Source organism: Ruegeria sp. HU-ET01832 (assembly GCF_040371315.1).
Taxonomy (GTDB): Bacteria; Pseudomonadota; Alphaproteobacteria; order Rhodobacterales; family Rhodobacteraceae; genus Ruegeria; species Ruegeria lacuscaerulensis_A.
Map to the genome: position 1 here is coordinate 1 of NZ_BAABWL010000012.1, position 24,401 is coordinate 24,401.

The 24,401-nt window shown below is 56.6% G+C and carries 29 protein-coding genes and 1 pseudogene; 13 read left to right on the plus strand and 17 right to left on the minus strand.

Annotated elements, in window-relative coordinates; all coding sequences use genetic code 11:
• The 3 genes from ABWV79_RS21675 to ABWV79_RS21685 form a co-directional block, all read left to right on the plus strand.
• On the plus strand, positions 1-296 hold a 296-nt coding region (locus ABWV79_RS21675; RefSeq protein ID WP_353394826.1), incomplete at its 5' end, for a cytochrome c-type biogenesis protein.
• Positions 293-1,441, plus strand: coding sequence for a c-type cytochrome biogenesis protein CcmI (gene ccmI, locus ABWV79_RS21680; protein ID WP_353394828.1), 1,149 nt, complete (start codon positions 293-295; stop codon positions 1,439-1,441). The genes ABWV79_RS21675 and ccmI, both read left to right, overlap by 4 nt.
• Before the next feature lie 115 nt (positions 1,442-1,556).
• The gene (locus ABWV79_RS21685; RefSeq protein WP_353394830.1) at positions 1,557-2,015 is read left to right on the plus strand and encodes an ATPase; all 459 of its coding nucleotides are present in this window, start codon (positions 1,557-1,559) and stop codon (positions 2,013-2,015) included.
• Between the two features lie 9 nt (positions 2,016-2,024).
• Here the strand turns inward: ABWV79_RS21685 and ABWV79_RS21690 are convergent, their stop codons facing one another.
• The 5 genes from ABWV79_RS21690 to ABWV79_RS21710 all read right to left on the minus strand — a co-directional run bounded on the left by ABWV79_RS21690 (position 2,025) and on the right by ABWV79_RS21710 (position 8,064).
• Positions 2,025-4,151 (minus strand): protein-disulfide reductase DsbD family protein, encoded by a 2,127-nt coding sequence (locus tag ABWV79_RS21690; RefSeq protein ID WP_353394833.1) that lies wholly within the window; start codon positions 4,149-4,151, stop codon positions 2,025-2,027.
• A gap of 87 nt (positions 4,152-4,238) precedes the next feature.
• Entirely contained in the window at positions 4,239-4,412 is a 174-nt protein-coding gene (locus ABWV79_RS21695; RefSeq protein WP_170417885.1) for a hypothetical protein, read from the minus strand.
• A gap of 39 nt (positions 4,413-4,451) precedes the next feature.
• Positions 4,452-4,763, minus strand: a complete 312-nt coding sequence (locus ABWV79_RS21700; RefSeq protein WP_353394835.1) for a DUF2933 domain-containing protein — start codon at positions 4,761-4,763, stop codon at positions 4,452-4,454.
• 161 nt (positions 4,764-4,924) lie between these two features.
• Positions 4,925-5,428 carry a hypothetical protein gene (locus tag ABWV79_RS21705; protein ID WP_353394837.1) on the minus strand — a complete coding sequence of 168 codons (504 nt, stop codon included), beginning with the start codon at positions 5,426-5,428 and terminating at the stop codon, positions 4,925-4,927.
• A gap of 410 nt (positions 5,429-5,838) precedes the next feature.
• On the minus strand, positions 5,839-8,064 hold the full coding sequence (locus ABWV79_RS21710; protein WP_353394839.1) for a hypothetical protein: 2,226 nt from the start codon (positions 8,062-8,064) through the stop codon (positions 5,839-5,841).
• 267 nt (positions 8,065-8,331) lie between these two features.
• Between ABWV79_RS21710 and ABWV79_RS21715 the strand changes: the two genes are divergently transcribed.
• The 4 genes from ABWV79_RS21715 (at position 8,332) to ABWV79_RS22325 (ending at position 12,654) form a co-directional block, all read left to right on the plus strand.
• The gene (locus ABWV79_RS21715; protein WP_170662916.1) at positions 8,332-8,559 is read left to right on the plus strand and encodes a helix-turn-helix domain-containing protein; all 228 of its coding nucleotides are present in this window, start codon (positions 8,332-8,334) and stop codon (positions 8,557-8,559) included.
• A 32-nt stretch (positions 8,560-8,591) separates the two neighbouring features.
• The gene (locus ABWV79_RS21720; protein ID WP_353394842.1) at positions 8,592-10,697 is read left to right on the plus strand and encodes a site-specific integrase; all 2,106 of its coding nucleotides are present in this window, start codon (positions 8,592-8,594) and stop codon (positions 10,695-10,697) included.
• Positions 10,694-12,022, plus strand: coding sequence for a site-specific integrase (locus ABWV79_RS21725; protein WP_353394844.1), 1,329 nt, complete (start codon positions 10,694-10,696; stop codon positions 12,020-12,022). The genes ABWV79_RS21720 and ABWV79_RS21725 overlap by 4 nt, the downstream gene beginning before the upstream one ends.
• A gap of 467 nt (positions 12,023-12,489) precedes the next feature.
• Positions 12,490-12,654: an antitoxin VbhA family protein gene (locus ABWV79_RS22325; protein ID WP_502949876.1), complete on the plus strand. Its 165-nt coding sequence runs from the start codon at positions 12,490-12,492 to the stop codon at positions 12,652-12,654.
• A gap of 525 nt (positions 12,655-13,179) precedes the next feature.
• Here ABWV79_RS22325 and ABWV79_RS21730 read toward each other — a convergent pair.
• Positions 13,180-13,650: a helix-turn-helix domain-containing protein gene (locus tag ABWV79_RS21730; protein ID WP_353394846.1), complete on the minus strand. Its 471-nt coding sequence runs from the start codon at positions 13,648-13,650 to the stop codon at positions 13,180-13,182.
• Between the two features lie 316 nt (positions 13,651-13,966).
• Between ABWV79_RS21730 and ABWV79_RS21735 the strand changes: the two genes are divergently transcribed.
• On the plus strand, positions 13,967-14,122 hold the full coding sequence (locus ABWV79_RS21735) for a hypothetical protein (RefSeq protein WP_353394849.1): 156 nt from the start codon (positions 13,967-13,969) through the stop codon (positions 14,120-14,122).
• 268 nt (positions 14,123-14,390) lie between these two features.
• On the opposite strand, the gene ABWV79_RS21740 is transcribed toward ABWV79_RS21735, so the two are convergent.
• From ABWV79_RS21740 to ABWV79_RS21750, 3 genes are all read right to left on the minus strand, one after another.
• Positions 14,391-14,600, minus strand: coding sequence for a hypothetical protein (locus ABWV79_RS21740; RefSeq protein WP_353394850.1), 210 nt, complete (start codon positions 14,598-14,600; stop codon positions 14,391-14,393).
• Entirely contained in the window at positions 14,597-14,836 is a 240-nt protein-coding gene (locus ABWV79_RS21745; protein WP_353394852.1) for a hypothetical protein, read from the minus strand. Before ABWV79_RS21745 ends, ABWV79_RS21740 begins: the two co-directional genes overlap by 4 nt.
• Before the next feature lie 350 nt (positions 14,837-15,186).
• Complete coding sequence (locus ABWV79_RS21750; RefSeq protein WP_353394854.1) at positions 15,187-15,339, minus strand: hypothetical protein; 153 nt, start codon at positions 15,337-15,339, stop codon at positions 15,187-15,189.
• Positions 15,340-15,381: 42 nt separating this feature from the next.
• Between ABWV79_RS21750 and ABWV79_RS21755 the strand changes: the two genes are divergently transcribed.
• Together ABWV79_RS21755 and ABWV79_RS21760 are read left to right on the plus strand one after the other, a co-directional pair.
• A complete protein-coding gene (locus ABWV79_RS21755; protein WP_353394856.1) occupies positions 15,382-15,882 on the plus strand; it encodes a hypothetical protein in 501 nt (166 codons plus the stop codon).
• Between the two features lie 107 nt (positions 15,883-15,989).
• The gene (locus ABWV79_RS21760) at positions 15,990-16,229 is read left to right on the plus strand and encodes a hypothetical protein (protein ID WP_353394859.1); all 240 of its coding nucleotides are present in this window, start codon (positions 15,990-15,992) and stop codon (positions 16,227-16,229) included.
• A gap of 3 nt (positions 16,230-16,232) precedes the next feature.
• On the opposite strand, the gene ABWV79_RS21765 is transcribed toward ABWV79_RS21760, so the two are convergent.
• Positions 16,233-16,673 carry a helix-turn-helix domain-containing protein gene (locus ABWV79_RS21765; protein ID WP_353394862.1) on the minus strand — a complete coding sequence of 147 codons (441 nt, stop codon included), beginning with the start codon at positions 16,671-16,673 and terminating at the stop codon, positions 16,233-16,235.
• A gap of 121 nt (positions 16,674-16,794) precedes the next feature.
• Here ABWV79_RS21765 and ABWV79_RS22330 point away from each other — a divergent pair.
• Positions 16,795-16,899: pseudogene (locus ABWV79_RS22330) on the plus strand (IS30 family transposase); the annotation flags it as partial.
• Between the two features lie 83 nt (positions 16,900-16,982).
• Here the strand turns inward: ABWV79_RS22330 and ABWV79_RS21770 are convergent.
• Positions 16,983-17,402 (minus strand): MerR family transcriptional regulator, encoded by a 420-nt coding sequence (locus ABWV79_RS21770; RefSeq protein WP_353394865.1) that lies wholly within the window; start codon positions 17,400-17,402, stop codon positions 16,983-16,985.
• 145 nt (positions 17,403-17,547) lie between these two features.
• Here ABWV79_RS21770 and ABWV79_RS21775 point away from each other — a divergent pair, with 145 nt between their 5' ends.
• Together ABWV79_RS21775 and ABWV79_RS21780 are read left to right on the plus strand one after the other, a co-directional pair.
• A complete protein-coding gene (locus ABWV79_RS21775) occupies positions 17,548-17,871 on the plus strand; it encodes a hypothetical protein (protein ID WP_170481547.1) in 324 nt (107 codons plus the stop codon).
• A 4-nt stretch (positions 17,872-17,875) separates the two neighbouring features.
• Positions 17,876-18,094 (plus strand): GDCCVxC domain-containing (seleno)protein, encoded by a 219-nt coding sequence (locus ABWV79_RS21780; RefSeq protein ID WP_247748072.1) that lies wholly within the window; start codon positions 17,876-17,878, stop codon positions 18,092-18,094.
• Between the two features lie 211 nt (positions 18,095-18,305).
• Here the strand turns inward: ABWV79_RS21780 and ABWV79_RS21785 are convergent, their stop codons facing one another.
• The 6 genes from ABWV79_RS21785 to ABWV79_RS21810 all read right to left on the minus strand — a co-directional run bounded on the left by ABWV79_RS21785 (position 18,306) and on the right by ABWV79_RS21810 (position 24,273).
• Positions 18,306-18,629 carry a DUF411 domain-containing protein gene (locus ABWV79_RS21785; protein ID WP_353394867.1) on the minus strand — a complete coding sequence of 108 codons (324 nt, stop codon included), beginning with the start codon at positions 18,627-18,629 and terminating at the stop codon, positions 18,306-18,308.
• A 500-nt stretch (positions 18,630-19,129) separates the two neighbouring features.
• Positions 19,130-19,678, minus strand: coding sequence for a ubiquinol-cytochrome c reductase iron-sulfur subunit (gene petA, locus ABWV79_RS21790; RefSeq protein ID WP_353394869.1), 549 nt, complete (start codon positions 19,676-19,678; stop codon positions 19,130-19,132).
• Between the two features lie 59 nt (positions 19,679-19,737).
• Entirely contained in the window at positions 19,738-20,268 is a 531-nt protein-coding gene (locus tag ABWV79_RS21795; RefSeq protein WP_353394871.1) for a c-type cytochrome, read from the minus strand.
• Between the two features lie 113 nt (positions 20,269-20,381).
• On the minus strand, positions 20,382-20,660 hold the full coding sequence (locus ABWV79_RS21800; protein WP_170515721.1) for a DUF2933 domain-containing protein: 279 nt from the start codon (positions 20,658-20,660) through the stop codon (positions 20,382-20,384).
• Entirely contained in the window at positions 20,657-21,973 is a 1,317-nt protein-coding gene (locus ABWV79_RS21805) for an APC family permease (RefSeq protein WP_353394927.1), read from the minus strand. Before ABWV79_RS21805 ends, ABWV79_RS21800 begins: the two co-directional genes overlap by 4 nt.
• Before the next feature lie 14 nt (positions 21,974-21,987).
• A complete protein-coding gene (locus ABWV79_RS21810) occupies positions 21,988-24,273 on the minus strand; it encodes a copper-transporting P-type ATPase (protein WP_353394929.1) in 2,286 nt (761 codons plus the stop codon).
• Positions 24,274-24,401: the final 128 nt, after the last annotated feature.

Genomic DNA, 24,401 nt, shown 5'->3' on the forward strand with positions numbered 1-24,401 from the left:
ACCTTCGTCTGCTTGTGCGCGAACGGCTGGTGGCAGGCGACACGGACCAGCAGGTTTTGGACTTTCTGGTTGCGCGTTATGGCGACTATGTTCTGTTCAACCCGCCATGGAAGCCATCAACTTACATTCTGTGGGTTGCGCCTATCGTCATCCTGGGGCTGGGTGGTATCGCGACTGCAGCGGTATTGACCCAAAATGCGCGCCGATATCGGAAGTCGCGAAAACAAGAGACGGAACGCGGCGCGAGCGAAGAACGGAATCCCGAAAACCATTCACTCACGGAGCCGCACGCATGATCTGGATTATCTTTTCATTCATGGCCGTGGCGGTGTTTCTGACGCTCGCCCTCTCCGGCCTGGGGCGCAAGACCTCGGACTTGTCGAGACGCGAAAGCGCCTCTGCCATCTTTTCCGACCAGATCGGCGAAGTGGAGAAGGACCTGGAACGAGGAATTATCTCGGCCGAAGAGGCCAAGGCCGCCAGAGTCGAGATAGAACGTCGCCTGAAGGCGATTGACCGGCAATCGGACGACAAAGCGATAATGGGCCATTCCGGGCGTGCGCTGATTTTACTTGCCGCGCTGGTAGTTCCAGCGCTCGGAGCCGGTCTTTATTGGCAACTGGGTAGTCCCTACATCCCCAGCCAGCCATTTGCCCAACGCGAGGGGGAGCAGGCCGAAGCCCGTGAAATCGCCGACCTTGCCGTGCGCCTGAAGTCGCGGCTTGAGGCGGATGAAACCGGCGGGCCAACCGAGGGATGGGTGTTGTTGGCTCAGACCTATATGCGTATGGGACGCTTTGGAGATGCCGCAGACGCGTTCGAGGGGTTGCTGGACCGACCCAATGCGAATTCAGCGCTGGTGTCGCAATATGGCGAGGCGTTGGTCTATGCCGATGACGGTGTCGTTACGCCCAAGGCCGATCGGGCGTTTGAACGAGCCTTGGAACTGGACCCATCGAACCCAGCAGCGACATTCTACAAAGCCGTTGGTCTGGAGCAGGCTGGATCGTCTGATAAGGCCTATGATCTACTGAAGACGCGGATCGACGCCGAAGAGGAGTTCCGGCCATGGATGGAGAGTTTTGTGGCCCAGCTTAACCGCATCGCCCCGTCGATCGGACGGGCGCCGGTGGATCTGGCGGCTTTTGCCCCTTCCATGCCCGGCCCAACTGCCGATCAGGTGGCGACGGCCGAGGAGATGTCCGACGAAGATCGGCAGGCCTTCATCCGCTCGATGGTCGAACGGCTGGCGAGCCGGATGCAGGAAAACCCAGGCGATCTGGACGGCTGGATGCGGCTGGGCAACGCCTATTTGGTGCTGGGCGAGACCGACGGCGCCCGGAACGCCTATGGCAGGGCAAGGGATCTGGTGGATGACCTGCCGCAGGAGGATCCGCGCAAGGTGGCAATCGACCGGGCATTGCTGGAACTGGGGGGTTGATTCCCGCAGCCTGGCGTGGGTCGGGCCGGCGCCGACTTTGCGCTTCGATGCCCAGTGAGCATCTGGAAAATGCCGGTTTAGGCTTTCGCATGCCGATCTTTAGGAGGTTGAGACCATGAAAGTTGAAACGTTTTCTGATCTAATTGTCTGGACGCGGGAAATGCATCATTGGCTCGCTGAATGTTTGGCCCACTGTTCGACACAGTCCGAGCAGGAGCTGGTCAGGATGTTGCTTACCTACCTCGCCGACCATGAGGCTGCTTTGGAGAAAATCGTCGATGGCTTCGTGAAACGAGCCGATCCCAAAGCGCTCAACACGTGGGTATATGACTATTTGGGCCATGAGCCGATCGACCCACATCGCACCTGCGACAGACCGTTCGCACAGATGAGCGTCGATGAGATCTGCGAAGCGGTCTTCGATCTTCACAATCAGGTGATCGAATTATATCGGTATTTGCAAGGGCGTGCCGAGATACCCGAGGCACGCGAACTCCTTCAAGCACTACTGGATATGGAAGAGCACGAGACCATGCGTTTGGCGCAGCAGAGCAATCGCATCCGGGATATGTGAACTCCGGGGTCAGGATCCGCTTTCCACAGCTCCGCCCGCAATCGGCGCGGCCTGTTCCATCGCGTCGAGAATGGCGTTCGTGGTCAAGATCTCTGGCAGGGCGATGCCTTCGGGGGCCGACGGGCCGTAGACGATGTTGAAGGGGATCCCGAACCGGCCATTGTCCTCAAGGAACCGGGCGATCACATCGTCGGGGCGGGTCCAGTCGGCCTGCATCGGAATTGCTTTGTCCGATTGCAGTGTTGCCAGAACCTCGCCGCGTTCCAGCACCAGCGCTTTGTTGGCCTTGCAGGTCAAACACCAATCGGCTGTGACATCGACGAAAACCACCTCGCCGCGCGACACAAGGCGGGCGATTTCGGAGCGGCTGAAGGTAATCCATGGGATCTCTCCGGCTGGCTCAAGCAGCTTGGACCGGTCTTTGCCGGCAATCGCAACCGGTGCAGCAAACGCTGCGGTCAGCGTCAGCAACAGGGCTGTCCAGCGCAAAACGGGTGGCATCATCGTACTTTTCCAGATCAACAGGACCAGCACAGTTGCAGCCAGCACGGTAGCAGTTGCAGCAGTGTCTCCGGCCACCCCGACCATCACCCAGACCAACCAGCCGATCGTGGTCAGCAGTGCCGCCGACAGGGCCCATTTTAATCCCACCATCCAACGCCCCGGTTTAGGCAGAGCGGCGGTGAGTTTCGGGTGTACTGCAACCAGCAAGTAAGGAATGGCCAGCCCGACCCCCATTGCGGTGAAGATCGCCACGATATCCACCGGTCGGCCGGTCAAGGCAAAGGCCACCGCCGTGCCGAGGAAGGGGGCCGAGCAGGGCGTCGCCAGAACTGCTGAAAAAGTTCCGGTCAGGAAATCCCCGACCAGCGACACGCGGCCCTTTTCGACATGGGCCAGCCGGGTGTTCAGCGACTGCGGCAGCGTGATCTCGAACAGGCCCGCGAGGCTGGCTGCAAAAACCGCCAGCACCACGATCATCACCGCAAGGAAAAGCGGATTCTGGAACTGGATGCCCCAGCCGACGGAATAGCCCAGCGACCGCGCCGCAATGGTGATAGCCGCCAACAGCCACATGAATGTCAGGATTCCGGCTGCCGAAGCCAGGAACCCGGCGCGAATCTGAGCCGCAGAGCGGTCGCGAGCCTTTACCGCCGAGGAAAGCTTGATCGAAAGCACTGGCAGTACGCAGGGCATGATATTCAGAATCAACCCGCCGCCCACCGCCAGCAAAATGATCCAGACCAGCGCGCTGGCTGAAGTTTCGGCGGCCGCGATCTCATATGGTGGCGGGGTAGGGGGAGCGTCGGTACGGGGCGAAAACTCGGCCACGCGGTTGGTGTCGGTAACCGTGACGGACAAGGAGGGGGGGTCCTGTGCCAGAGCGAGCACCGGGAACTGCACCCATAGCTGACGCCTGTCGCCAGCGAGCCGGATGTCGGGTGCACCAAACGCGGTATCACGTCCCATGTCGGGAAAGACATCAGGCGCATCGAAGGGCAGGTCGCTGGTGAAATTCAGCGTCAGCATCTCGGACTCGGTATCCAGGGTCGCGGCGTCGGACTTCATTCCGCTTGTGTTTCCCGTGGTTGGCACCCGCGACAGAAAGGCATTTATAAGCCGGGCCGAGTCCTGATCCCGACCCGTTCCCTGAGTCAGCGACAAGTCCAGCGAAAACTCGACCGGCACACAGACATCGGAACAGATCAGCGTTGTCACAGCGGCCTTCAAGTCAACTGGCGCTCCGGGGTTCTCGAGTGTGACGGTCAGCGGAAAGACCACTTCGTCCTTGTACCCGAAATTCTCGATCCCGAAGGCGCGAAAACGGATCGGCGCGGGCCAGTGAAACTGTACGTCGCTGACGTTTTGCGAGCCGTTCCAAGTGATCTTGGGCGGAATTCCCACCTCACCAGGCGATTTCCAGTAGGTTTTCCAATCTTCGCCCAGTTTCAGATGCAGTCCTGCAGTGATCGTCTTGACGTCAGGCGCGATCCCGTCCTGCGCGGTAATTATGTGTGCGATCAGGGGCTCTGATTCATACGCTTGGGATGTAGCTGCAAGGCTTGTCCCGGCGGAAGTCTGGCCAAAGATTAACCCCAAGATCATAATACATAAATTTAGGAGTGTTCTCGCCATTGCGCGTTGCCATCGGTTGTTTTGCACCCGTCTCTGCCAGATTCCAGCGCTGGAGGGTCAACGAGCCGGAATGTCACATCCCCACGATCAGCTCACGAAACCTTCGCGCCCGTCTTCGCAGATGAAATAGGCCCCGCCATCCGCGCCCTCCCATTGAACCCGGCAACCTTGGGGCAGTGCGTATTCAGGCTGCGGCGGTTGCAACGGGCATAGTTTAGGGCGTGGTGCGCAAGCCGCCAGCGAAAGAGCGGCCAGCGACATGGTGGCCAACCTTGAGCACCAAAGCTTCATGATTGACGATTATTGCCGGTGTACTGCGTTCGGTCCGACCGCGGCGTCTGTTGCCTTTGGTCCTTCCGATTCAGATTTGTTCGAATGACAGGATTTTCCCATCGCCTTGTGCATAAAGAAATGGGCTCCGAGGCACAGGATCAACGGTGCGAAAAGACCCAAGGAGTCAGAAAGCCCGCCAGCCGTCCCGCCGGCGATGAAGTAGAGAACGATCGGCGTTATCATGGCAATGCAACATACCATCATGCCCCATTTCAGGATCTTGCCGCCGCTAACCGGTGCTGACGCCTGCGGCGCGTCTGCAATCTGTTTTTCTTTCACATTCAACTCCAAAATTCGGATTGGAGACTTCTGGTAACGCCTTCCCACGATGGAAGGTCAAGCTGTTTGAATGTGCGCGATGCTTATTGCCCAAAGACATCGGTGATATCGGGCGTAGTTCACGACCGTTGCGATCTGAGCCGTGAGGGGTCCTCTACCCGTCATGGCTCAATCTCAAATTCGAGTTCGATTTTGAGATCGTCTTCGTCGCGATCAGGGCGGTTGTAGTTTGCCGAGATGGCTTGGTTCAAGGCGCGGGACACGACGTTGACTTTCTCAAGATCATCACGGATTTCGCGAAGCCGATCTTGTTTTTCAGAGAAGCGGTCACGGTTCACGGATTTGAGTTGCCGCCAATCCCTCTGCATACCGCGACGCAGTCCTTCGATTTCATCGACATCTGCAACCTGTTGCAGAACCTCCATTACCTTGTCACGCGCCAAATCGGCGGCTTTGGCAATAGCGGCCCGTTTTGCACGAGCGGAATTTATCTTTTCTTCGATCAACGCGAGCTCAATTGAAATGGATTCTGCCTTTTCTTTTGCCAATCTTGCGCGTTCAGCCAAGTCCCCTTCTTCCCTGAGCTTTTTCTTCATGCTGCCGAGCTGCACTTGCAGCATGTCGACTTCCTTGTCGGCCAAGTCTGCAGTTTCTTTCTCCTCCATTGGCTGAATCACGCCGGACTCTTCAACAACCCGGACCTATTGGCCCAGGCGATCTGCGGCATTCGCGGCCACGCTCCATTCTTTGCTGCGCGGGTCCCATTTTGCACGGGGAAAGGCGCTTCGGAATTCGTCCTTCAGCTCGAATGGGAAACTGATAAAACCGTTGATCCCTAACTTTTATTCTCATCTTTATGACTCCGTTTTTCTTGGGAATTAGATGAGTCTAAATCTGAATTCACAAAGCAGTCTGTACGGGTGTTTTTTGAGTGTCTTCCGCGTGCCGAAAATGTCATCGCTACGCCCTGAGTTTAGTGGAAAAGAGCTTCATGGCTTGTCCCTTGCTACATGATTGGTTGGTTTGTCAGGTGTTCCCGGCACCGCGTTTGTCCGAACCTGGAGCCGGCGGGCGCCTACAGTCTAAACTCGGATTGTGCGACGGTTTCAAAGCGGCTCAGATTTCCCCACGCAGTTTCGGCGAGTGCCTGTGGATTAGCACCGTTCGTCAAGAGTATGGCGGGCTCCGGTTTCGCATACTTCGCGGCGCGCTTAAGCCGTGCAAATGAAACCCGCGATTTGAACCGGGTCGCGAACGAAGTCTGGACACAGATATCAAGTGAGGTCTTGCCGCGTTTCAGGAAAGTGCGCGCTGCTTCCACACTCGAAAACACCCTCGGCGCTCCATCGGCCAGACCCTGCGGCGACATCCGGATCGCGCCGCGTGTAAGCAAGCCATCTGTAATTGCTGCGTCGAGACGGTTTGGTTCCAACTCCTGCCACGACACCAGCCTGTCCACCGGGATACCTGGGATCGGGATGTTGCAGCCGATGATCACCTTTTTCGTATACTTCGCTCTCGCCAGACGCAGCCTTTCGATCAGCTGGTGCGTCGACAGCTCGCGGCTTTGCAGTTGCAGGCGGCGCACGCGTTGATCCGGGTGGCACGGTACCAGTACGGCTTTTGAGGTTCCGTCAGTCATCTCGTAAGGAACCGATTCTTCTGGCATGCGACTCTGGCCGATTGAGTCCGGTGTCAGCAGATTTAGCCGGTTTCCGGGTGTGTCTCCCCACAGAGCACGAGCTTGATCTTCGAGCGCAGAAACTGGGAGTTCTTCCCGCCCGATCACGATGACGGTTGAGCAATTCTGGTAACGATTGGAGCCGAGGGCCCGGCCACCGAACCAGAGCCATTGCGCGCCGTGCAGCTTGGTGTCCAGCATGAACCGCGACACTTCAGTCTCGGACATACCATCGAAACAATGGCCCGCATCCTCGAAAAAGGCGCGAACGACCTTCCGTGTGGCGCCAACAAGGACGCCAGCGTTTTTGTCGAGGCGGTCGTTCAGAACCTCCCGCGCGATGATCCGCCGCCAGCTCTCGCGCAAGCCGGAATTCTTCAGAAGGCTTCCATTCGTCATTCTGCGATCATGCAGCTGTGTTACGAGGGCGTTTGGGCGCAGCATGACGTCATGAACCTTGCGGATGTCGTACTCAAGCGCGGACAGGATGCCGACGTCAGCATCGGCATCGAGAACCAGCATGGGTTCCTTATGTCTGAGGGGTTTTCGACGTAGCACGCGGATGAAGAAGGCGTCGTCCTCGACAATCAGCTTCAAACGCTCAGTCGTGCATAGACCTGCGGCCTTTGCATCGGCCAGCGTTCCCCAAAGCGCAGCGAACCTGGAAACATGCCGGTGGTTCTGTTCCGCTTTTCCAAGCAATTTGGCCTGATACGCCTCATTTTGCTCGGGAGACAGGTCGGGGCAGGGTGCTTTCCCCATCCATTCCAAGTCTCTCAAGCGCAGATAGTCCTCGCTGGAGAAGGGCAAAGACAACGGGGATGCATTATCCATCAAAGCCGCAACAACCTGTCTTGCGGCGTCCAGCAAGCTTGCGTGCTGCCTGACCATAGCAGCATGGAAACGGGCGCGTGGATTTGTAAACGCGGCCGCTGACACATCCTGGATCGACAGGAACTGCTGCCAGAAAGTTTCATCGACGATCCGCAGGTCGCACTTTTCAGCCGGGTCGGGCAGGGACAGATAGCTGGTCGCAAGGAAACGGTATTTCGTCATGTTGTTGAACTGCGTGAGATAGGCACATTCCTCAAAATGCGGGCAGAGCTTTGCGGTCCCATCATTCTCCTCGCGTCGGCAGAAGCTCTGCTGTGCCGAGAGACCAAGGCGGTTGGCACGCTCCACCAGCTCAGCTCGCGCACACATGCGTCCCCGTCCATCCGGGTGCGGGGCCGAACGCCCCCGGATCGCTTGGGCATCCAAACCTAAAGCGCGGGCGTCTAACGCGGCTTCTTCAGCCAACGCGAGGGTTGGCAAATGAAAGGACACATGCTGGTCCGTGCCGCGTTTTTCCTTTTCAGCCAGGAGCAGTCTTGCAAGCCGGCTCTTGCCTGCGCCGGGACTGGCGCGACAGACGACTGTCGGGACCTTTGTATTGTCCTGACCCGAAGGCGCCAAGATCTCGTCCGCAGCTTCCAAGGCTTCCCGCAGATCCAGATCTGCATCTTCCAAAGAGGTAAAATTTGTCGCTGGGGCCGGTGCGTCACTGTCGAACGCGCCTTGCCCGGTGAAACGTCCTGCTACGTCTCTCGAAATGCTTCGTTTGGTATCTGTGATGGTCATCGCCAGTCTCCGTGTTGTCGTCGTTGGCGATGACCTGTGTCTGCACCGGAAATCTGGGAAATTGAGGTTTGGTTTGGAAGATTTGGGGCGGACCGGAAATAAGACATCTATTACCGGCGTGACCCAAAAGGTGTTGAACTGGCGGTGGTTCGACCCCGGGGCCGATGGCATCGAAATCGGGGTGATCAACGGCAAAATCCTTCCTTCGAAATTTCCGTCAGACGCCGTTTGGACCCAATTCCTCCTTACAAAAACAGGAGGTAAAGGATGCAGGCTCCCAAATACTACTCGGTGAATGAAATCGCCGAAATCTTCAGGCGCGATCCCCACACGATCCGGGACTGGATCAATCATGGCTGCCCGACACCGCACGGGCCGATCAAGCTGCAGGCAGCAAAGCTGGGGAAATCCTGGACCATCAAGGACGAATGGCTCGCGATCTTCGAGCTTCGCGTCCGGCCTGACCAAGGAAGGCCGGATCTCGAACTCGAATGACCGGTCGCCAACAGCATGACGGAGCCAGGATCATGACCCCCGCACAGGAATTGAAGACATTTCTCGAGACAAGTGGAGAGTCCCGACGGGCGCTTTCGCTGCGCTCAGGGCTGAATGAGAAAGCTGTCTCAGACATCCTAAACATCCCCGGTCTCACGCCGCGCCACACCACGCTTGTGGCGCTGTCTGAAGCAACGGGTCGAGATTTCCTGAGCCTCGGGAAAGAGCCGCCGCGCACCTATGCCGACCTTATCGCCAACGCGCAGGTCAAAGGCGACGCCAGCCTCGTCTCACGGCTGAAATGGCTCTGCCGGAACGCAGGCTGGACACCAGAGCTAAAAGTGGCCTGCAAGCAGGACGTCATCGACTTTTTCGATCGCAATGGGCCATCGAGCGTCAATCTGACAAAAGGCAGTTTCGCAAGCTATCGATCCGCATTGGTGAAAGCCGTGGCTGGTGGTCAATCACGCCAGCGACAACGCCGGATTGATGATATCGGAGGGATCTATGGGGATGCGTATAAAGCCATCCAGGCAAGTGACCTCCCAACGTCGTCCAAAGTCGCGTCGGGACCGTTCCTGGTCTTCCTGTACGACGCGAATATCGATCCAAGCTCGATTTCCACAGACACCCTGGCAGACTATTATCGTCACCGGATCGAGGTTTCCTCCAAAGGAGAGGCCGGTTGCAAAAAGCATGTGTGCGAGATCTCAACCTTGCTGGGCAAGCTGTCGGCCCATGCTGACCTTTCGGGCTTCGGTTTCGCCGCCGCAGACCATCCGTTTGAGGATGGTCGCGACAAGTTTGGTGTCGACGAGGCGTTGATCGCGCCACTGCTGACGGAATTTAAAACCCGCGTCGCACCCTGGGTGACAGGGAAAATGTCACGCGATGGCCAGTCCCGCTCGGAGTTCATTACATCCCTTGATGCGCTGGAAGCCCCAGTGTCCGACAAGAAAGCCCGGTTGCGCAATGCAAAGAAAGATCGCCAGAAGAAACCTGGGAAATCAAATCGCAACACTGTGCCCGCGGTGGCAGCGGATGCCGGGTTTTTGATTGGGAAGGACTGCTGGAGCGCGTCGACGCTCGATCGGCGCCGTGGCTATGTCAAATCCATGGCCAAGGCCATCATCGCCGCGACGGAGGTGGTCCCGGAGACAATCGAAGAGTTGACCGATCCGGAGTTTCTGGAAGTTGGCGCTGAAGCGCTCGCAGATAGCAACAAGAGCGATTATCCCAGCGGCTATGTTGCCAGTGTTCTGAAATCCATGCGCAAGATCGCGGCCGGATACAGTTGCCGATCCCCAGAAGATCTGAAGGACATCGCAGATCTCATCAGACTGCATGATACCGGCATTTCCGGGATCGCACCCCGCAACAAGGCAAAACTCCAGCAGTTTACCGAGACCCGGGTCACCGGGACGGTCCGGCTGTCGGGATCGATCATCGCTGCGGTAAACGATGAGGTTGATCGCCGCCGGAAGGCGCACAAGGCAAAATCAGGCACCTTGCCGGCAAAGATCGACGTCATGGATGCGGAGTTGATCCGTGATGTGATGGCCGCGCTTGCGCATGACATCCTGATGAGCCGGGCCCCACGCAGCGACAATGTCCTGCGCGCAAGGCTGGACTGGATTTCCTGGCATGGCGATGTGGCCCGTCTGACGGTGCCTGCGGCCGAAGTAAAAATGCGCGGGAAGGGGGATGCTGATCTACCGATCCTGCTGAGCGAAAGCACGAGCCGACTGCTCCGGAAGTATCTGGAGGACCTTCGTCCCCACATCCTAAAATCTGGAGACAGGCAGAACCCGTATCTGTTCCCGGGCCAGGGAAAAGGGGCAAACGGCGCACATTACGGTGTTTTGCTTAAGCGTTTGACCCGGCTTCTCGCAAAGCATGTGGGTGTCAGTATCCACCCTCATCTCTATCGCCATCTGATCGGATGGATCTGGTTGAAGGACAGTTCGGATCATCTGCCCAAGGTCCAGCGTCTACTGGGGCACAAGAACCTGCAAACTACGCTCGATTACTATGCTGAGCTGGATGAAGACCTGCTGCTGGACGAATGGCAGGAAAAGCTGAACGAGAAATCCCAAGACAAGTCGTTAAAGCGCGACACCAAAAGGAGGTTTGGATGACCCTTAACGCTCATCTGCGACTGCTCGCTGACATCCGCAGGGCATCTCCCAGCGAACCAGTCCCCGGACGGGCTGAACTTTCGGAACATCTGTCGCAGCGCCAAACTGAAATAGGCGCCACGGCACTGGCCGAGTTCGCCTATGTTCAGCAAGTGGCCAAGACCAAGTGGGGATCGGAGCGAACCGCGCATTTTGGTCAGGTCTTGCGCCAACATAGAGTGTCGCAGAAACCGCCACGCGAGACCGCATGGGGTGAGGTCGAGGCCTTGCTTCAAGGATTGCCGGAGCCGTGGCGTTCTCCCATCGCAGGGCAGATAGTGCTTTCCAAACAGGGAAAGGGCGTGTTGGGCCGAACGCTTTGGAGTGCGGCCCACACTCTGAACGTCATCCGTGCCTTGAAGCGATGGGTTGCATTCTGTTTGGCCCAGTGCTGTTCAATGGTGCCGACGGGATCTTCTCTGGACGCATTCGGACACCATCTGTTAGCCGATCGGGAAGATGAACCCTCGATAACTGCACGCTCGGTCGGAGACTATCAGTCGCGCATTCTGAGCGGGATTGGCCTGGTTCAGCCCGGATTTTCTTCCCCGGCTTGTAGCTTTGTCGTGGCGGATTGGCGTAAACGGGCAGATCAGGAGGGTGCGGCGACAAAGACAGGTGCGCAACTTGTTGGCGCCACGGCGATCTGGGATCTCGGATTCCAGCATATCGAAAACGCACGGTCCTCACCGATGCGGGGAACGGACGCCGCCCGGCAGTTCCGGAATGGATTGATCCTGGCCATCGGAACCGCCTTGCCGCAGCGTGCCCGGGCCTTGTCGTGTCTTTCCTTCGACAGCAGTCTTTACCTTCAAGATGACGAGACCGTAGGTATCCGCATTCCGGCGTCCATGCTGAAACTGCCGGAAGATCGAAAACAGGGTGCCCCGTTTGAGCGCAGCATCCGCAATCCCCGGCTGGCAACGGCTTTGAAGGAATACCGCCAGTCGTTTCGCCCGATCTTCGATGACGGATGTGCGGTGTTTCCATCCATCAAATCACGGAATTCCGCGATCAGTGAAAAACAGATCGGTCGATTGACCGGCAATATGACCGAAAAGGCCTTCGGGACCCGTATATCCATCCATCGGCTGCGGGACAATGTGGCGACGCAGGCCAGCGAAACCATGACAGCGACTGGCCGCGCCGCCGCCGCGTTGCTCGGTCACAGGTCGCAGGCAACCGTGGCACGTCACTATGATCATTCGGATGGCATTCAGGCGGCTAAGGAGTTTGGTGCGTTGCTGTTTTCCTACCAAGGAGCGGGCGTTGATCTGGAGCTATGATCAGGTTCGGCGGCCTCGCTAATCGCCGCATATCGCCGATATTTCCGCAAATTCCGCACCATGTTGAAAACGGGGTGGCATCACCCGCACGGGGTGGTCGGTGCCCGTGTTCAACAAAATCCGCTGCCCGCCGCACCTTCCTCAACGCACCGCACCAGACCGGGCCAGGGTTCAACACCGGGATATCGTAGTTGGTCTTTTGATCGAGAAAACTACGCTGTACTACGGCTTCCCAAAATTCGACAACGCGTATTTTGCTTTTCGCGCATACTACACGGGGCTATAATCTATTCAATGAGCCGGAAAGCAGGAAAGAACGAAAAGCGGCGCGACACGATCGCAAATGGTTCTCCCGGTGAGGGCGCATTGGTTGCCCTCGCTGAGTCGAATGAACTCCTCTTTGAGCTTGGAAAAGCTTCGCGGATTATACTCCAGAACCTTCTACTGATACCCCCGAGAAAGCAAAGCTGAGAGAGGCCTACCGTCAGGCCAACGCTTCCGTCCGACTTTCCGGCGGAAAGATCAGCGACGAGTTTTTGGCTGTTCAAGAACGTCACATCAGTGGCGAGATCAGCAGCAAAGATGTGAAGAAATGGATCGAGAAACTGCTGACATCGGGCAAGATGTCGTAGTTCCCGCAGCACAGACGCTAAGCGGCGCGTTCGAGTCACGAAAGTTTGTGTTTCTGAGCTATGACAATAATCTCAGCCAGAGGATACTCATAGCGCCAAGTTTGACTAAACTCTCAAGCGATGGTCCGCTCTGTTCGATACAATTGCACCCAATTTCGACACCCGGTCGCGCTTCTTCAATCCACTTCTTATCTGTCATCGAACCAAATCCCGCTTGTAGCGGGAACTAAATCCAGCCTTCAGATATGCTGCGACCGAACTTCGCCCGCAACTCGGCACCCGCCCGCTCCCCTGACGGGAGGGCTGCCGGTTTGTTTTACCGGTAAGCCTTCCCCCCTTAGGGGGTAAGCGCAGGAAAACAAAATCTGACAGTTTAAGCGCCTGATTTCATGAAGCGAATTTGTTCCAGCACTTTAAGTGGGAAAGCAAAAATCGGTGTTTTTTTGTAACCCACAGGCGGGCTATCTGCTTCTGTCCTTCGAGACCGAAATCACCGCGTACACTGACTGACCACCCTGAAGACCATCACTTCCAAAAATCGCGTGCCATTTCTCTTGCCAGGTCTTCAGCGAGCTCTTCAATCGTTACAGCTTCGCTTGGGAGTCCTTCAGATATCGCGTCGAGGGTCATTTGTGCTCTCACCCGCTTGACCATCCGTGTTGCCTTCTCTCGCGCCTGCGTCATGACGATGTCCTCAACTGTGCCTTCGATGGGGACAATCGCATAAACCAGCTTCCCGCCCATGGCATGGGCAACTTTGTCAATTTGCTTAATATTAACGGAGCCGCTTTTCTCCTGCGTCTCCAGCTTTGAGATGTAAGCCCTCGAGACACCAACCCGTTCGGCAAGATCTGTGATACTCATACCCAAAGCTGTTCGATATAGTTCAACCCATCCTTCGCAGCTCGGAACATCACTCAGCGCAGCACCTGCGGTGTCGATCAGCCCAGCATTCCAACGTCTCAATATGTTCTTAACGCTTCTCATTAGATGCATGTATCATGTTTCGTAACCCACAGCCTACGAAATCCTCGAAAACCGTGCACCAAAAGGTACGGGTTACCCCTTTTGAGATCACCACACACCACGTTACGATGTTGGTATGAAATCAGCTGAAGACATCATTGACGAAGACAACTCTGGATTGCGCGCGGAGTTCCGACGGGAATTCCCAGTATTGCGGTCAGCTGAAATTGATGATCACCAGGCTGGCCGAATCTTCTCAGTACCGACAGCAGGCGGATAGGTCGTCCCTGCATTCCAATTCGACCAGGAAGGCCGGCCACTCCCACTGTTGGAACGGGTTCTGGCAATGCTCCAGGAGACCATGACGCCGTGGCAGATTGCATTTTGGTTGGTGTCGCCCAAGAACGCCCTGGACGGCGGTATCCCGATGGATCTGATCCGCTCAGGAGATGAACGGGTACTCGAGGCCGCAGGCCGGGCAAACGAGATGGTCGAAGGGTAAGCCCCTTCTGTTTTGATCACCCCCACCAAAAAGGCGGGGGTTTTCTTTCTGATATTTTCGGAATTAGAGCGCTCTCTGGATCAGCTCAATGAGAGCGAGCAAAACAACTTCGAGCAATACTTCTTGGAAATCGGTCATGTGATAATCCTTTCTGCTAAAATCACACGCAGAAAGTACCATTGTCCGAGGTCTGATGTCGCTAAAATGCTCTTAAAACAATGGCTTATTTCATCTTAAGCCTGATACCTTCTTTTGGGCAGCACAGACGCTAAGGTTCGTCTTTCGGATTTGTGATGATCTCAGCAAGTGGATGCCCACGGCGCTCTTGCCACTCAGCCTGGGCAGCAAACGCAGCGCGGTTCTCATCGAGCCATGTTTGCCGGTAACGCTCAAGCGAGGGCCCATCCCGCTCGAGACGCCGGCGCTCTTCTTCGACGCCTTGCTTTGCTTTCGAGACCCATTTCTCACGATTGTTCATTTGTCTGACCTGCGCACAAGCTTTCCGTTTTCGTCCAGTCCGACACCAAGACCCTTTAGCCGTCGCTCAGCGAAGAAAGCCTTCGCTTCCGGAGTCAGAGTCGCGGTTTTCTCGAAAAACAGATCGGCCCATACCTCTTGCTCTTCTTCGGTAAGCTCATCAGGCGACAGCTTAGCTTCGAGCGCAGCTTTCACTCGTTCAGGAATGTCTTTGTTCTCTTTGTGTTCTCGCGTCATGGCGCTATGGTAAGACGAAATCGAAGGTTTCGCTATACGTGCATAGCGAAACCAAGGGAGGAAAACGGGTTGGTAACAGCGTGCGGGCGTGGCGCAACCAACGAATTATGCACGTGCGCATATTTTGGATTCAGGACGTTTATGCACACGTGCATAATAGAACTTGCACACATGCAATTTGAAGAGGAGCTCAGATGAGCACATTCGAAATAGCTTTCAACATTACGGGTGCCGGCCTGACCATCGCTGGGATTTTATACGTGCGTCATCTTCTGAAAACCTGCGGACGGGATTGCATCAATGACCGGGCCCTCGTGTCCGAGCTCCGCGAAACAGCACCGTATCATTTACTATTCCGAATTCGATGATATGCGCGCTTCTGCCCGCTTGCGTAAGCTATCAAAGTATTCATCGTCAGCAACGACGCCGCGTCCCTCGGCAATTGCCTTTCGACCGATCTCAATTCTTTCAAATATGTCTTTCATCTCAAGCTTTTGCTTCATGCGCGCACCGATTTTCAGAACAGACCAACACGGTATCACAAAATGAACATCTTCATCGATTTCGAAGCATCGTCGCTCAGCCCGCAGAGCTGGCCTATCGAAGTTGGCTTGGCGTGGCTCGAAGGCCGCAAGGTCGTCGTGAAAAGCAGGTTGATATGCTCTCGCGAAAGCTGGGATCCGGACGACTGGGACCCAAAATCAGAAGAGATTCACGGACTGCCATATTCTACCATACTCAGTTCCGGATCGGATGCGGATGTTGTTTCCGATTGGCTACTGGATATCGCGCAGGAGAATACTCTGATCTCTGATGCGCCGGAATTTGACCAACGATGGCTCGACCGTCTACTTGGACGGTCTGGCCCGCAGATCATGGACTTTGATCAAGCTGTGTGGAATGCGTTCTCAGACAACGGGAATCCTGCATCGTCACGATTATCTCGTGTCTACAAGACAAAAACCAACCGACCCACAGCTCACCGCGCCGGCCCAGATGCTGCCGATCTTGCTTATGCCTGGCGGGCAGGGTTGCCAAAGAAATGAGGGAAAGGCCGCGCCGCGTTGGTTAGCAGAAACAGGGCCGAAGTAACCGGCCTTCCGTGCAGAGTATATTGGCTGCCAATTGGTTTTTAGAAGGGCGGAGACCACGAATGACAGCTGGTGGACGCATGATTGCGAATAGACGCAGCCCCTCTCAACAGATATTCGTCCCGGGCGCCCGCATCGCACAAAATCTTTTTCTGTGTTATGATCCGCTTATGAACAAAGACGAACTGTTGAAAGAACTGGAAAAGTCACGCCCGGGGATATCGAAATATGTCAATCGGCGTATGCGCTGGCGCTGGCCGCTCTATCAATTGCAGCGTCGCATCGAACGTTTCTTCACGTAGCTCTCAGAAATCGTCGTCGACTTTCCGATGCCGCGCTTGAAACGCCCGCTGTTGAAGCAAAGCGTTCTCTTGACGCTGTTTATGCACGCGTGAACTGACAAAACGCGGATCGTATTCTGCGGGCTCGTACAGAGGGACACCAAGCCTGGCCGCAACCGAAAAGGTATCTCCAACCCGAACGCTCATATCGCCGGCTTCGATCTGTTCGATCTGTGCCGCTGACAGCTCCGCGAGCTTTGCCAGTTCCTCAATAGACATATTGTGCTGGAGACGAACAGCTTGGATCATCAGCCCAAGCATCTCCGCGGCGTGTGCTGCGATTTGATTGCTCGGATACGGAGGGTTGCCCTCGGACTGGCCCTGATCAGATATGAAATCCGGAGCTGTGCTGAACTGGCCCTCATGAGTTCCGAACTTGAACTTTTTGTCGTCTGGATCTGCCATATGTCTTTCTCTCTTTTTTAACATAATAATTCTTATTCGAAATATTGATGTGTAGCCGGGCACATTCTAAACTGGGTTGCGACAAATCCCCTATCTTGCTGAAAAGCAAGGAGAACGGAAATTGACCCACACAGAGCTTGATCTACGTTAGCGGCGCGCGATTGAAATTATGTTGAACGCAAAATTCCCAGTCAGCAAGATAGCTGCGGAGATCGGCCAGCATCGCTGAGGGTTACGGGAAACCGGCACAATGAAGCAGCTCCTCCGCAAACTGAGTTGGCCAGATTCGGTTCTTTCCGGGCGGTGCAATTAGTGGTCGCTAATAACGTCTTTGGCGACAGGCTCGTTGAGCAACGCCGTTAGTAAGGGGCATGAGGCCGCACCCTCGGTGCAGGTCCGTACAAGTTCTGCAAGTGCTTGCTCCAATCGTTGGAGCGCGGCGATCTTTGACCTGACGTTGTCGAGATGCTTTGTTGCGACGCCTTCGGCGTCACGACAGGCTTGCTCCGGCGCTTTGGACAATTCGCGAAGTGCGCATGCATCCTGAATAGTAAAGCCAAGATCGCGGCAGCGTTTGATGAATCTGAGCTCGGATATTTCCCGTTCCGTGTAAGCGCGGCGCCCCGAGGCGGTTCGACCGGCTTTCTCGACTATGCCTTCCCGTTCGTAGTAGCGGATCGTCTCGACCGACAGGCCGGTCAATCTCGCCACTTCGCCAATCGCAATCATGTGATGACCTTTCCCTTGAACCTGTAGCCACTACAGGATGCATATTGTCGGTCATGATGTCGAATTTCGCAAACCGCACGAAGCAAAAATCGAGGAAGCCGAACCGGCTTCCGCTCAAGATCGTCAAAGTCGGAGAAAGCTGACTATGAGCAAGTTTGTAGGGGCGAGTTTTCTTGGATCGTTTACCGCATTTGGCGTTGCGACCTGCTGCATCTTGCCGATGGCCTTGATTTTACTTGGCTTGGGAGGGAGCTGGCTGGCCGTATTTGGCAAGATCGCCGCCGCGAGTTATTACGTACTCGGCGGTTCGACGGCCCTGCTGTTTCTCTCTGGCATCGTCGCGTACCGCCATGGTTCACTCGACCGCCTCAAATGGTGGCTGACAGGCAGTTTTGCGTTGACGACCATCGCTTGGGTTATCGTACTCAACGAAATCCGAATAAATGATTTCCTGATAACCTTAATGTGACGCCATGAGTGAAGAACGCCCGAACCTTGTCAGCACGATCATCTGCCCGGAATGTGGACATTCAAGACCTGAAACGATGCCAACAGATGCGTGCCAGTGGTTCTACGAATGCACATCTTGCGGAAAAGTCCTGAAGCCACTTCCCGGCGATTGCTGCGTCTACTGTTCCTACGGATCGGCCCCATGCCCGCCAATTCAGGCGGGCGACAAATGCTGCGGTTGATACGGCGACCGGGATGTCGGTTTTGTCCGCAAAGCCGGTCATCAGGCTTTGCGGACGCAGGTATTTTTTCACCGTAGGCTGGAACTTGCCCGGTAGGACAAGGCGGGCGTGAAGTCACGGATCAACTGGTTTGCCGTGAAGAATGTCCCGTATACCGGCCAGAAAAAGCACGTGCCGTGTTTTTCAGGATCTTGCCAGCGCCATCGAGATCTCATGCGGCCGGGTAGCTGGCGAACACCTCTGTGGTTCCATCCTTGCGGATCAGGAAGACGTCAAAAGCTTCGCGTTCGCTTTCCGGTCCCATGCCAGGTGAGCCGAAAGGCATTCCCGGAACCGACAGTCCGACAGCATCCGGGCGTTCGCCCAGCAGGCGCCGAATGTCAGCGGGTGGGACGTGTCCTTCGATCATGTAGCCTTCCACGCGGCCCGTGTGGCATGACATCATGCCCTCCGGAATCCCATTGGCGGTTTTGTAAGCGTCCAAGGCCTCCCAAGCACTGTTTTCCACGCCTACTTCAAAACCTTCCGCCCGCATAATTTTGATCCACGATCCGCAGCACCCACAATTCGGATCCTTCAGGACATGGATTGAGGGGCTTGTTTTCGCGAAGACGGGAAGCGCCGCGCTCCCCACAAGGGCCGCGGCTCCTTGCATTAAGCGGCGGCGGCTCAGGTTATTCATCGTCATGTTCCCTCCTGGGAAAGCTTGTCTTAAACCGATGTAAAAAACGCACCGGTAGGATTTAATGCGGACCGCAGATACGGGACCGCCATATTCGTCACCCTCGGATACTCATCAGATATGGCTTTCTGGGCGACGCAGGGATTTCTCACAATGATCTGGCGCAAACTCAACTCGGAAACGGAAGCCTTGATCTCTTCTTTTTCTGCACCTGCCACTCTGGGTCCGGCCTGGCGATAATCCGGTTCTCAAGCAACCCCGCTACCTTCCGTTCAAGGCCCGAATTGCGCCCATTTCTCACTGCTGCGTTCGATAGCGCTTACGATCGAACAGTTCTGATTTTCACCACGCCGTCACCCTATTTTTAGCCGCGTGTCGGTCACGAACTCGTAAGGGGGCAGATCGAGGTTGCGGGGCGCGGGGCCTTTCCGAATTCTGCCTGACGTGTCGTAATGTGAACCGTGACACGGACAGAACCAACCGTCCCAGTCTCCGGTGGGTTCGCTGCCACCCTGCCCGAGCGGTATGCATCCCAGATGGGTGCAAACGCCAACAACTACCAGCCATTCAGGTCGCTGTACGCGCTCGGTGTCAGGTTGCGGGTCGATCATTAGTGCATCGTCTTCTGCCTTAGCCAGCGCGATCCGCTCTTTAGTCCTGTGGTCGATAAAGATCGGTTTGCCTTTCCATTTAACAGTGATCCTCGTTCCTGGTCCGACTCCTTCAAGATCTATGTCGACAACGGCTTGGGCGGAGATGTCTGCACTGGGGTTCATGCTGTTAACAAGTGGCCAGACCGCCGCGCCCGTGGCCACGATGGCGGCACCGCCGGTGACGAAGTATAAGAAATCGCGCCGAGTTTCAGGCTCTGAAGGTGCCCGTCTTTCAGAAAATTCAGACATATTGTTCCTCCTGTGCGTCAGGACGGGTTCATCGAATGGTAGGACACGAACGACATTGATCAGTCGCTCTGTTTCTCTTCTTCACCCTGATGCTCCATTTCCGATTCATCGGAGTGATCTTCGTCGATGTCATGGTGCATCATTCTGGCGATGCCTTCCGGAATCTGATCTCGTGTTAGTTTTGCCTGTTCCCGTGCGTCATGGACAAAGGCGATGATGTCGGCCATTTCCTGTCCGTTAAGCTCGATCTGTTCGCCCAGTTCTTTCTTTTGTAGTTCGACCATCGCGGCCGAACCGCGCCACATACGGGCGGCAAAATCAAAGGGGTTCATCATGTCTTCCATAGTGTCGGTATCCAGCGCCTGGGCGTCCTCGCCGCCCACACCGTTAACCGAATGGCAGACGATACAGCCTTTGTTGACAAACAGCGCCCTGCCCCGTTCGGCATTCATTTCAGGCATGATGAGCCCCATGGGCAATTGGTCCGTCGTCCGCAAGTGCTTAACTTCACCGTGCGAAGCCATTACAGGCAGTGCACCGGCCGTCAGGGGCAGTGCAATTGCGGCTATCCGTATTGGAGCTGCTAACATGGCAATTTCCCTTCCTTCTTGGATTACGTATTTGCTCTGCTCAGTTGGCCGTTCCTACTCCTTGTTGCGCAGTGTTCTTGCTGCAAAGCCGCCAGCTATACAGGGCGCCGTTCTCAGTGTTTGCCGTGGCCGCGATGCATTAAGAAATGCATGCCCACGCAGACCAGCAAGAACAGCAACGGAGAACTGAGCAAAGGATAGAGTGTCTCGCGGTATTCCCAGCCCAGAACAGCGGCGCCCAACGCGATCGCAATGACAACTGGGAGCCAATTACGCTTGGCACCGTTGGCCGTCTGATCTTCGGTTTTGGGCGCTTCGGGCGTTTCGTCAGAGCTGACCCTTTCGGTCGTCTCCTGTGTGGCGCGGGTTTCGTCGAAATTTGATTGGGTCATAGCTGATTTGCCTCCTTTTCGATGATCCATTGTTTGAGAAAGATGCGCTCGTAGACGAAGACCAAGCCGATGCCAGCAACGGCATAAACCACGATCATCGGATCCGAGCGCAGTTTGAGTATCGTGAACGCGGTCAGCACCACCGCATCCAGCGTCAAAGCGGTCAACAAGACCCATCCCCGGGCGTTGATCTGACTGCGCAAGCGCCGCCAGACACCCCAATGCACCGCCATGTCCATCACCAGGTAGAAGAACGCCCCCAACGAGGCGATGCGAGACAGGTCGAACAACACCGCAAGCAGACCCGCAATCACGACCGTGTAAATCAGCGTGTGAGACTGGATGCTGCCCGTCATGCCGAAATGGCTGTGCGGGATCATCTTCATGTCGGTCAGCATCGCCAGCATCCGGGACACGGCGAAAACGCTGGCGATCAGCCCCGAGGCCGTCGCCACCATCGCCAGGGCAACGGTCAGGTAGAACCCGCCCTGCCCCAGCACCGGCTTGGCAGCCTCGGCCAGAGCATAGTCCTGCGCCGCGCGGATCTGCTCGGGCGGCAGGCTGACGCCGACCGCAAGGGCGACCAGCAGGTAGACCACCGCGCAGATCGCGATCGAGATCATGATGGTGCGCCCGACATTGCGGTGTGGGTCGACGATCTCGGCACCGCTATTGGTGATTGTGGTAAATCCCTTGAACGCAAGGATCGAAAGAGCCACGGACGCGATGAAACCCAGCGGCCCGGCGGGGGCGGTGCCTTGCGCCTGCCAGTCGCCGCCCGCAGCCCACAGCGCGGCAACGCCAAACACTGCGATCCCACCGATCTTGAGCACAGACATGACAATGGACCACAACCCCACCGAGCGGTTCCCCGACCGGTTGACCGCGTAGGCGAAGACGATCAGCGAAACCGCGACCATCGGCACCAACGGCCCATCTTCGATGTTGAATGGGCGGAGCGCGTAGGTTGCGAATGTGCGTGCCACGAGGCTTTCGTTGATCACCATCGACAGCGCCATCAACAATGAAGCCGCGGCCGCTACAGCACCCGGTCCATATGCTTTTGTCAGGATCATCGCGATCCCGCCCGAAGACGGCCAGGCGTTGGACATGGCAATATAGGTGTAGGCGCTGAAAACCGTCACGACGGCTCCGACTACGAAAGACAGCGGAAACCATGGCCCAGCGAGCCCAGCGATCTGGCCTGTCAGAGCAAATATCCCCGCACCGATCATGACACCGGTGCCCATAGCGACCGCACCCGTCAGCGATATCGAACCTGATTTCAAGTTGCCTACGCCCTCGTGCGTCATATGCTTGTGCGCGCTCAAACCTTCGCCCCCCTCAGGCGTAGCGCATTCAACACCACTGAAATCGACGAAGCGCTCATGGCGAAGGCGGCGAACATAGGGCTGATCAAGATGCCGAAGAGCGGAAACAGAAGGCCTGCCGCCACCGGAACGCCCGAGGCGTTGTAGATCAGGGCAAAGAATAGGTTTTGCCGGATATTGCGCATGGTAGCGCGGGCCAGCCTACGGGCGCGCACGATGCCATCGAGGCTTCCGTTGACCAGCGTGAAGCCTGCACTTTCGATCGCCACGTCGGCACCGGTCCCCATGGCGATGCCCACATCGGACTGCGCTAACGCGGGTGCGTCGTTCACTCCGTCACCCGCCATGGCGACCTTGGCGCCTTTCTTCTGCAGTTCGCGAATTATGCGGGCCTTGTCCTCGGGTAGAACGTCGGCTCGAATCTCATCGATACCCAGACGTTCGGCCACCGCCTTTGCAGTGCGTTCGTTGTCGCCAGTCGCCATGATGATTCGGAAACCCAGCTCGTGCAGCGCCTTGAGTGCGGCTGGTGTTGTTTCCTTGACCGGGTCGGCGACGCTGACCAACCCCGCCACTGAACCATCAAGCATCACGAACATCACCGTTTCGCCGTCATCCCGACGCGCATTGGCCTTGGCCGTCAGTTCGGCCGCCTCGAGTCCGAGATCGGTGACCAGTTTCAGGTTGCCGAGCGCGACGGGGCGGCCATCCACCGTGCCTTTCACGCCTTTACCAGTCACCGCCTCGAAGTCACTGGCGTCGGACAGGGCCACGCCACGTTCCTCGGCTCCTGTGACGATTGCCTCAGCTAACGGGTGCTCCGAGCCCTTCTCCAGCGTTGCGGCCAGCCGCAGCACCTCGACTTCGTCATGGCCAGGTTCGGGTAATACAGCCACAAGCTTTGGCTTGCCCATGGTCAGGGTGCCGGTTTTGTCGACGATCAAAGTATCGATCTTCTCGAACCGCTCCAGCGCTTCGGCATTTTTGATCAGCACTCCGGCCTGCGCCCCGCGCCCCGTGGCCGTCATGATCGACATCGGAGTGGCCAGGCCAAGCGCGCACGGGCAAGCTATGATCAGTACCGACACCGCTGCGATCAAGGCGTAGGAGAGCGCCGGAGCCGGTCCCCAAATTGCCCATGCAATAAAGGCCAGCGCAGCTATACCTATGACCGCCGGTACAAACCAGCCCGCCACTTTGTCAGCGTATTTCTGAATTGGTGCGCGCGAGCGTTGCGCGTTGGCCACCATTTCGACAATCTGGGACAGCATTGTGTCAGAGCCCACTCGGGTTGCTTCGATCACAAGGCTACCGGTGCCGTTGATTGTCGCCCCTGTGACCGGCTCTCCCTGTACCTTCTCAACCGGAACCGGCTCGCCAGAGATCATGCTTTCATCAACAGATGAGCGTCCTTCGAGCACTACTCCGTCTACTGGCATCTTGTCGCCGGGGCGTACACGAAGGCGGTCGCCTACCTGTACTTCTTCAAGCGGGATTTCCTCCTCACTACTGTCAGGGCGGATAATACGGGCGGTCTTTGCGGCCATGTCCAGCAAAGCGCGGATCGCCTTCCCTGTGCCTTCGCGGGCCCGCAGTTCCATAACCTGTCCGAGCAGAACAAGTGTAACGATAACTGCGGCCGCTTCGAAATAGACCCCAACATGGCCTTCTGAATCTCGAAAACCGTCCGGGAATATGTGGGGCATCAATACGGCGACAACGCTGAAAAGCCACGCGGCCGAAACCCCCATGGCAATCAACGAGAACATGTTCAGATGCATGGTGCGAAACGAATTCCAACCCCGTTCCAGAAATGGCCAACCGCACCAAAGAACGACCGGAGTGCCAAGTATAAGTTCAATCCATAGCGTTGTACGCTCACCAAAAATCTCTCGCACGCCAGACAGCCCAACGTAGGGGCCCATCGTGAAAACCAAAAGCGGCAGCGTCAGAACCGCACCTACCCATAGGCGCCGGGTGAAATCCACCAGTTCCGGGTTCGGCCCCTCGTCCACCATCGCCGCGCTTTCCAGCTCCAACCCCATGCCGCAGAGTGGGCAGGACCCGGGATGGGTTTGCCGCACCTGCGGATGCATCGGGCAGGTATATACGGGTCCGTCATAGCCTGTCGGAACGATGTTATATTCACCGTTGTCGTCCGTCGCGCCATGATGCGCGGAATGGTGGTGATGCGCATGCGCATCCACCTCGCCCTCGGGCACAAGGTGCATCCCGCATTTGGGACAGTCGCCGGGCCCAGATTGACGCACGTCAGAATGCATGGGGCAGACGTAAGCGACCTCGGTCGGGCCGTTCGCGTGGATTCTGATGTCGTGGTCTTCTGTCATGTTCTGCTCCCTGGTTTAAGCTCTGGTCGTAGTGCCGTTTAATTACACAATGCCGGGCACAG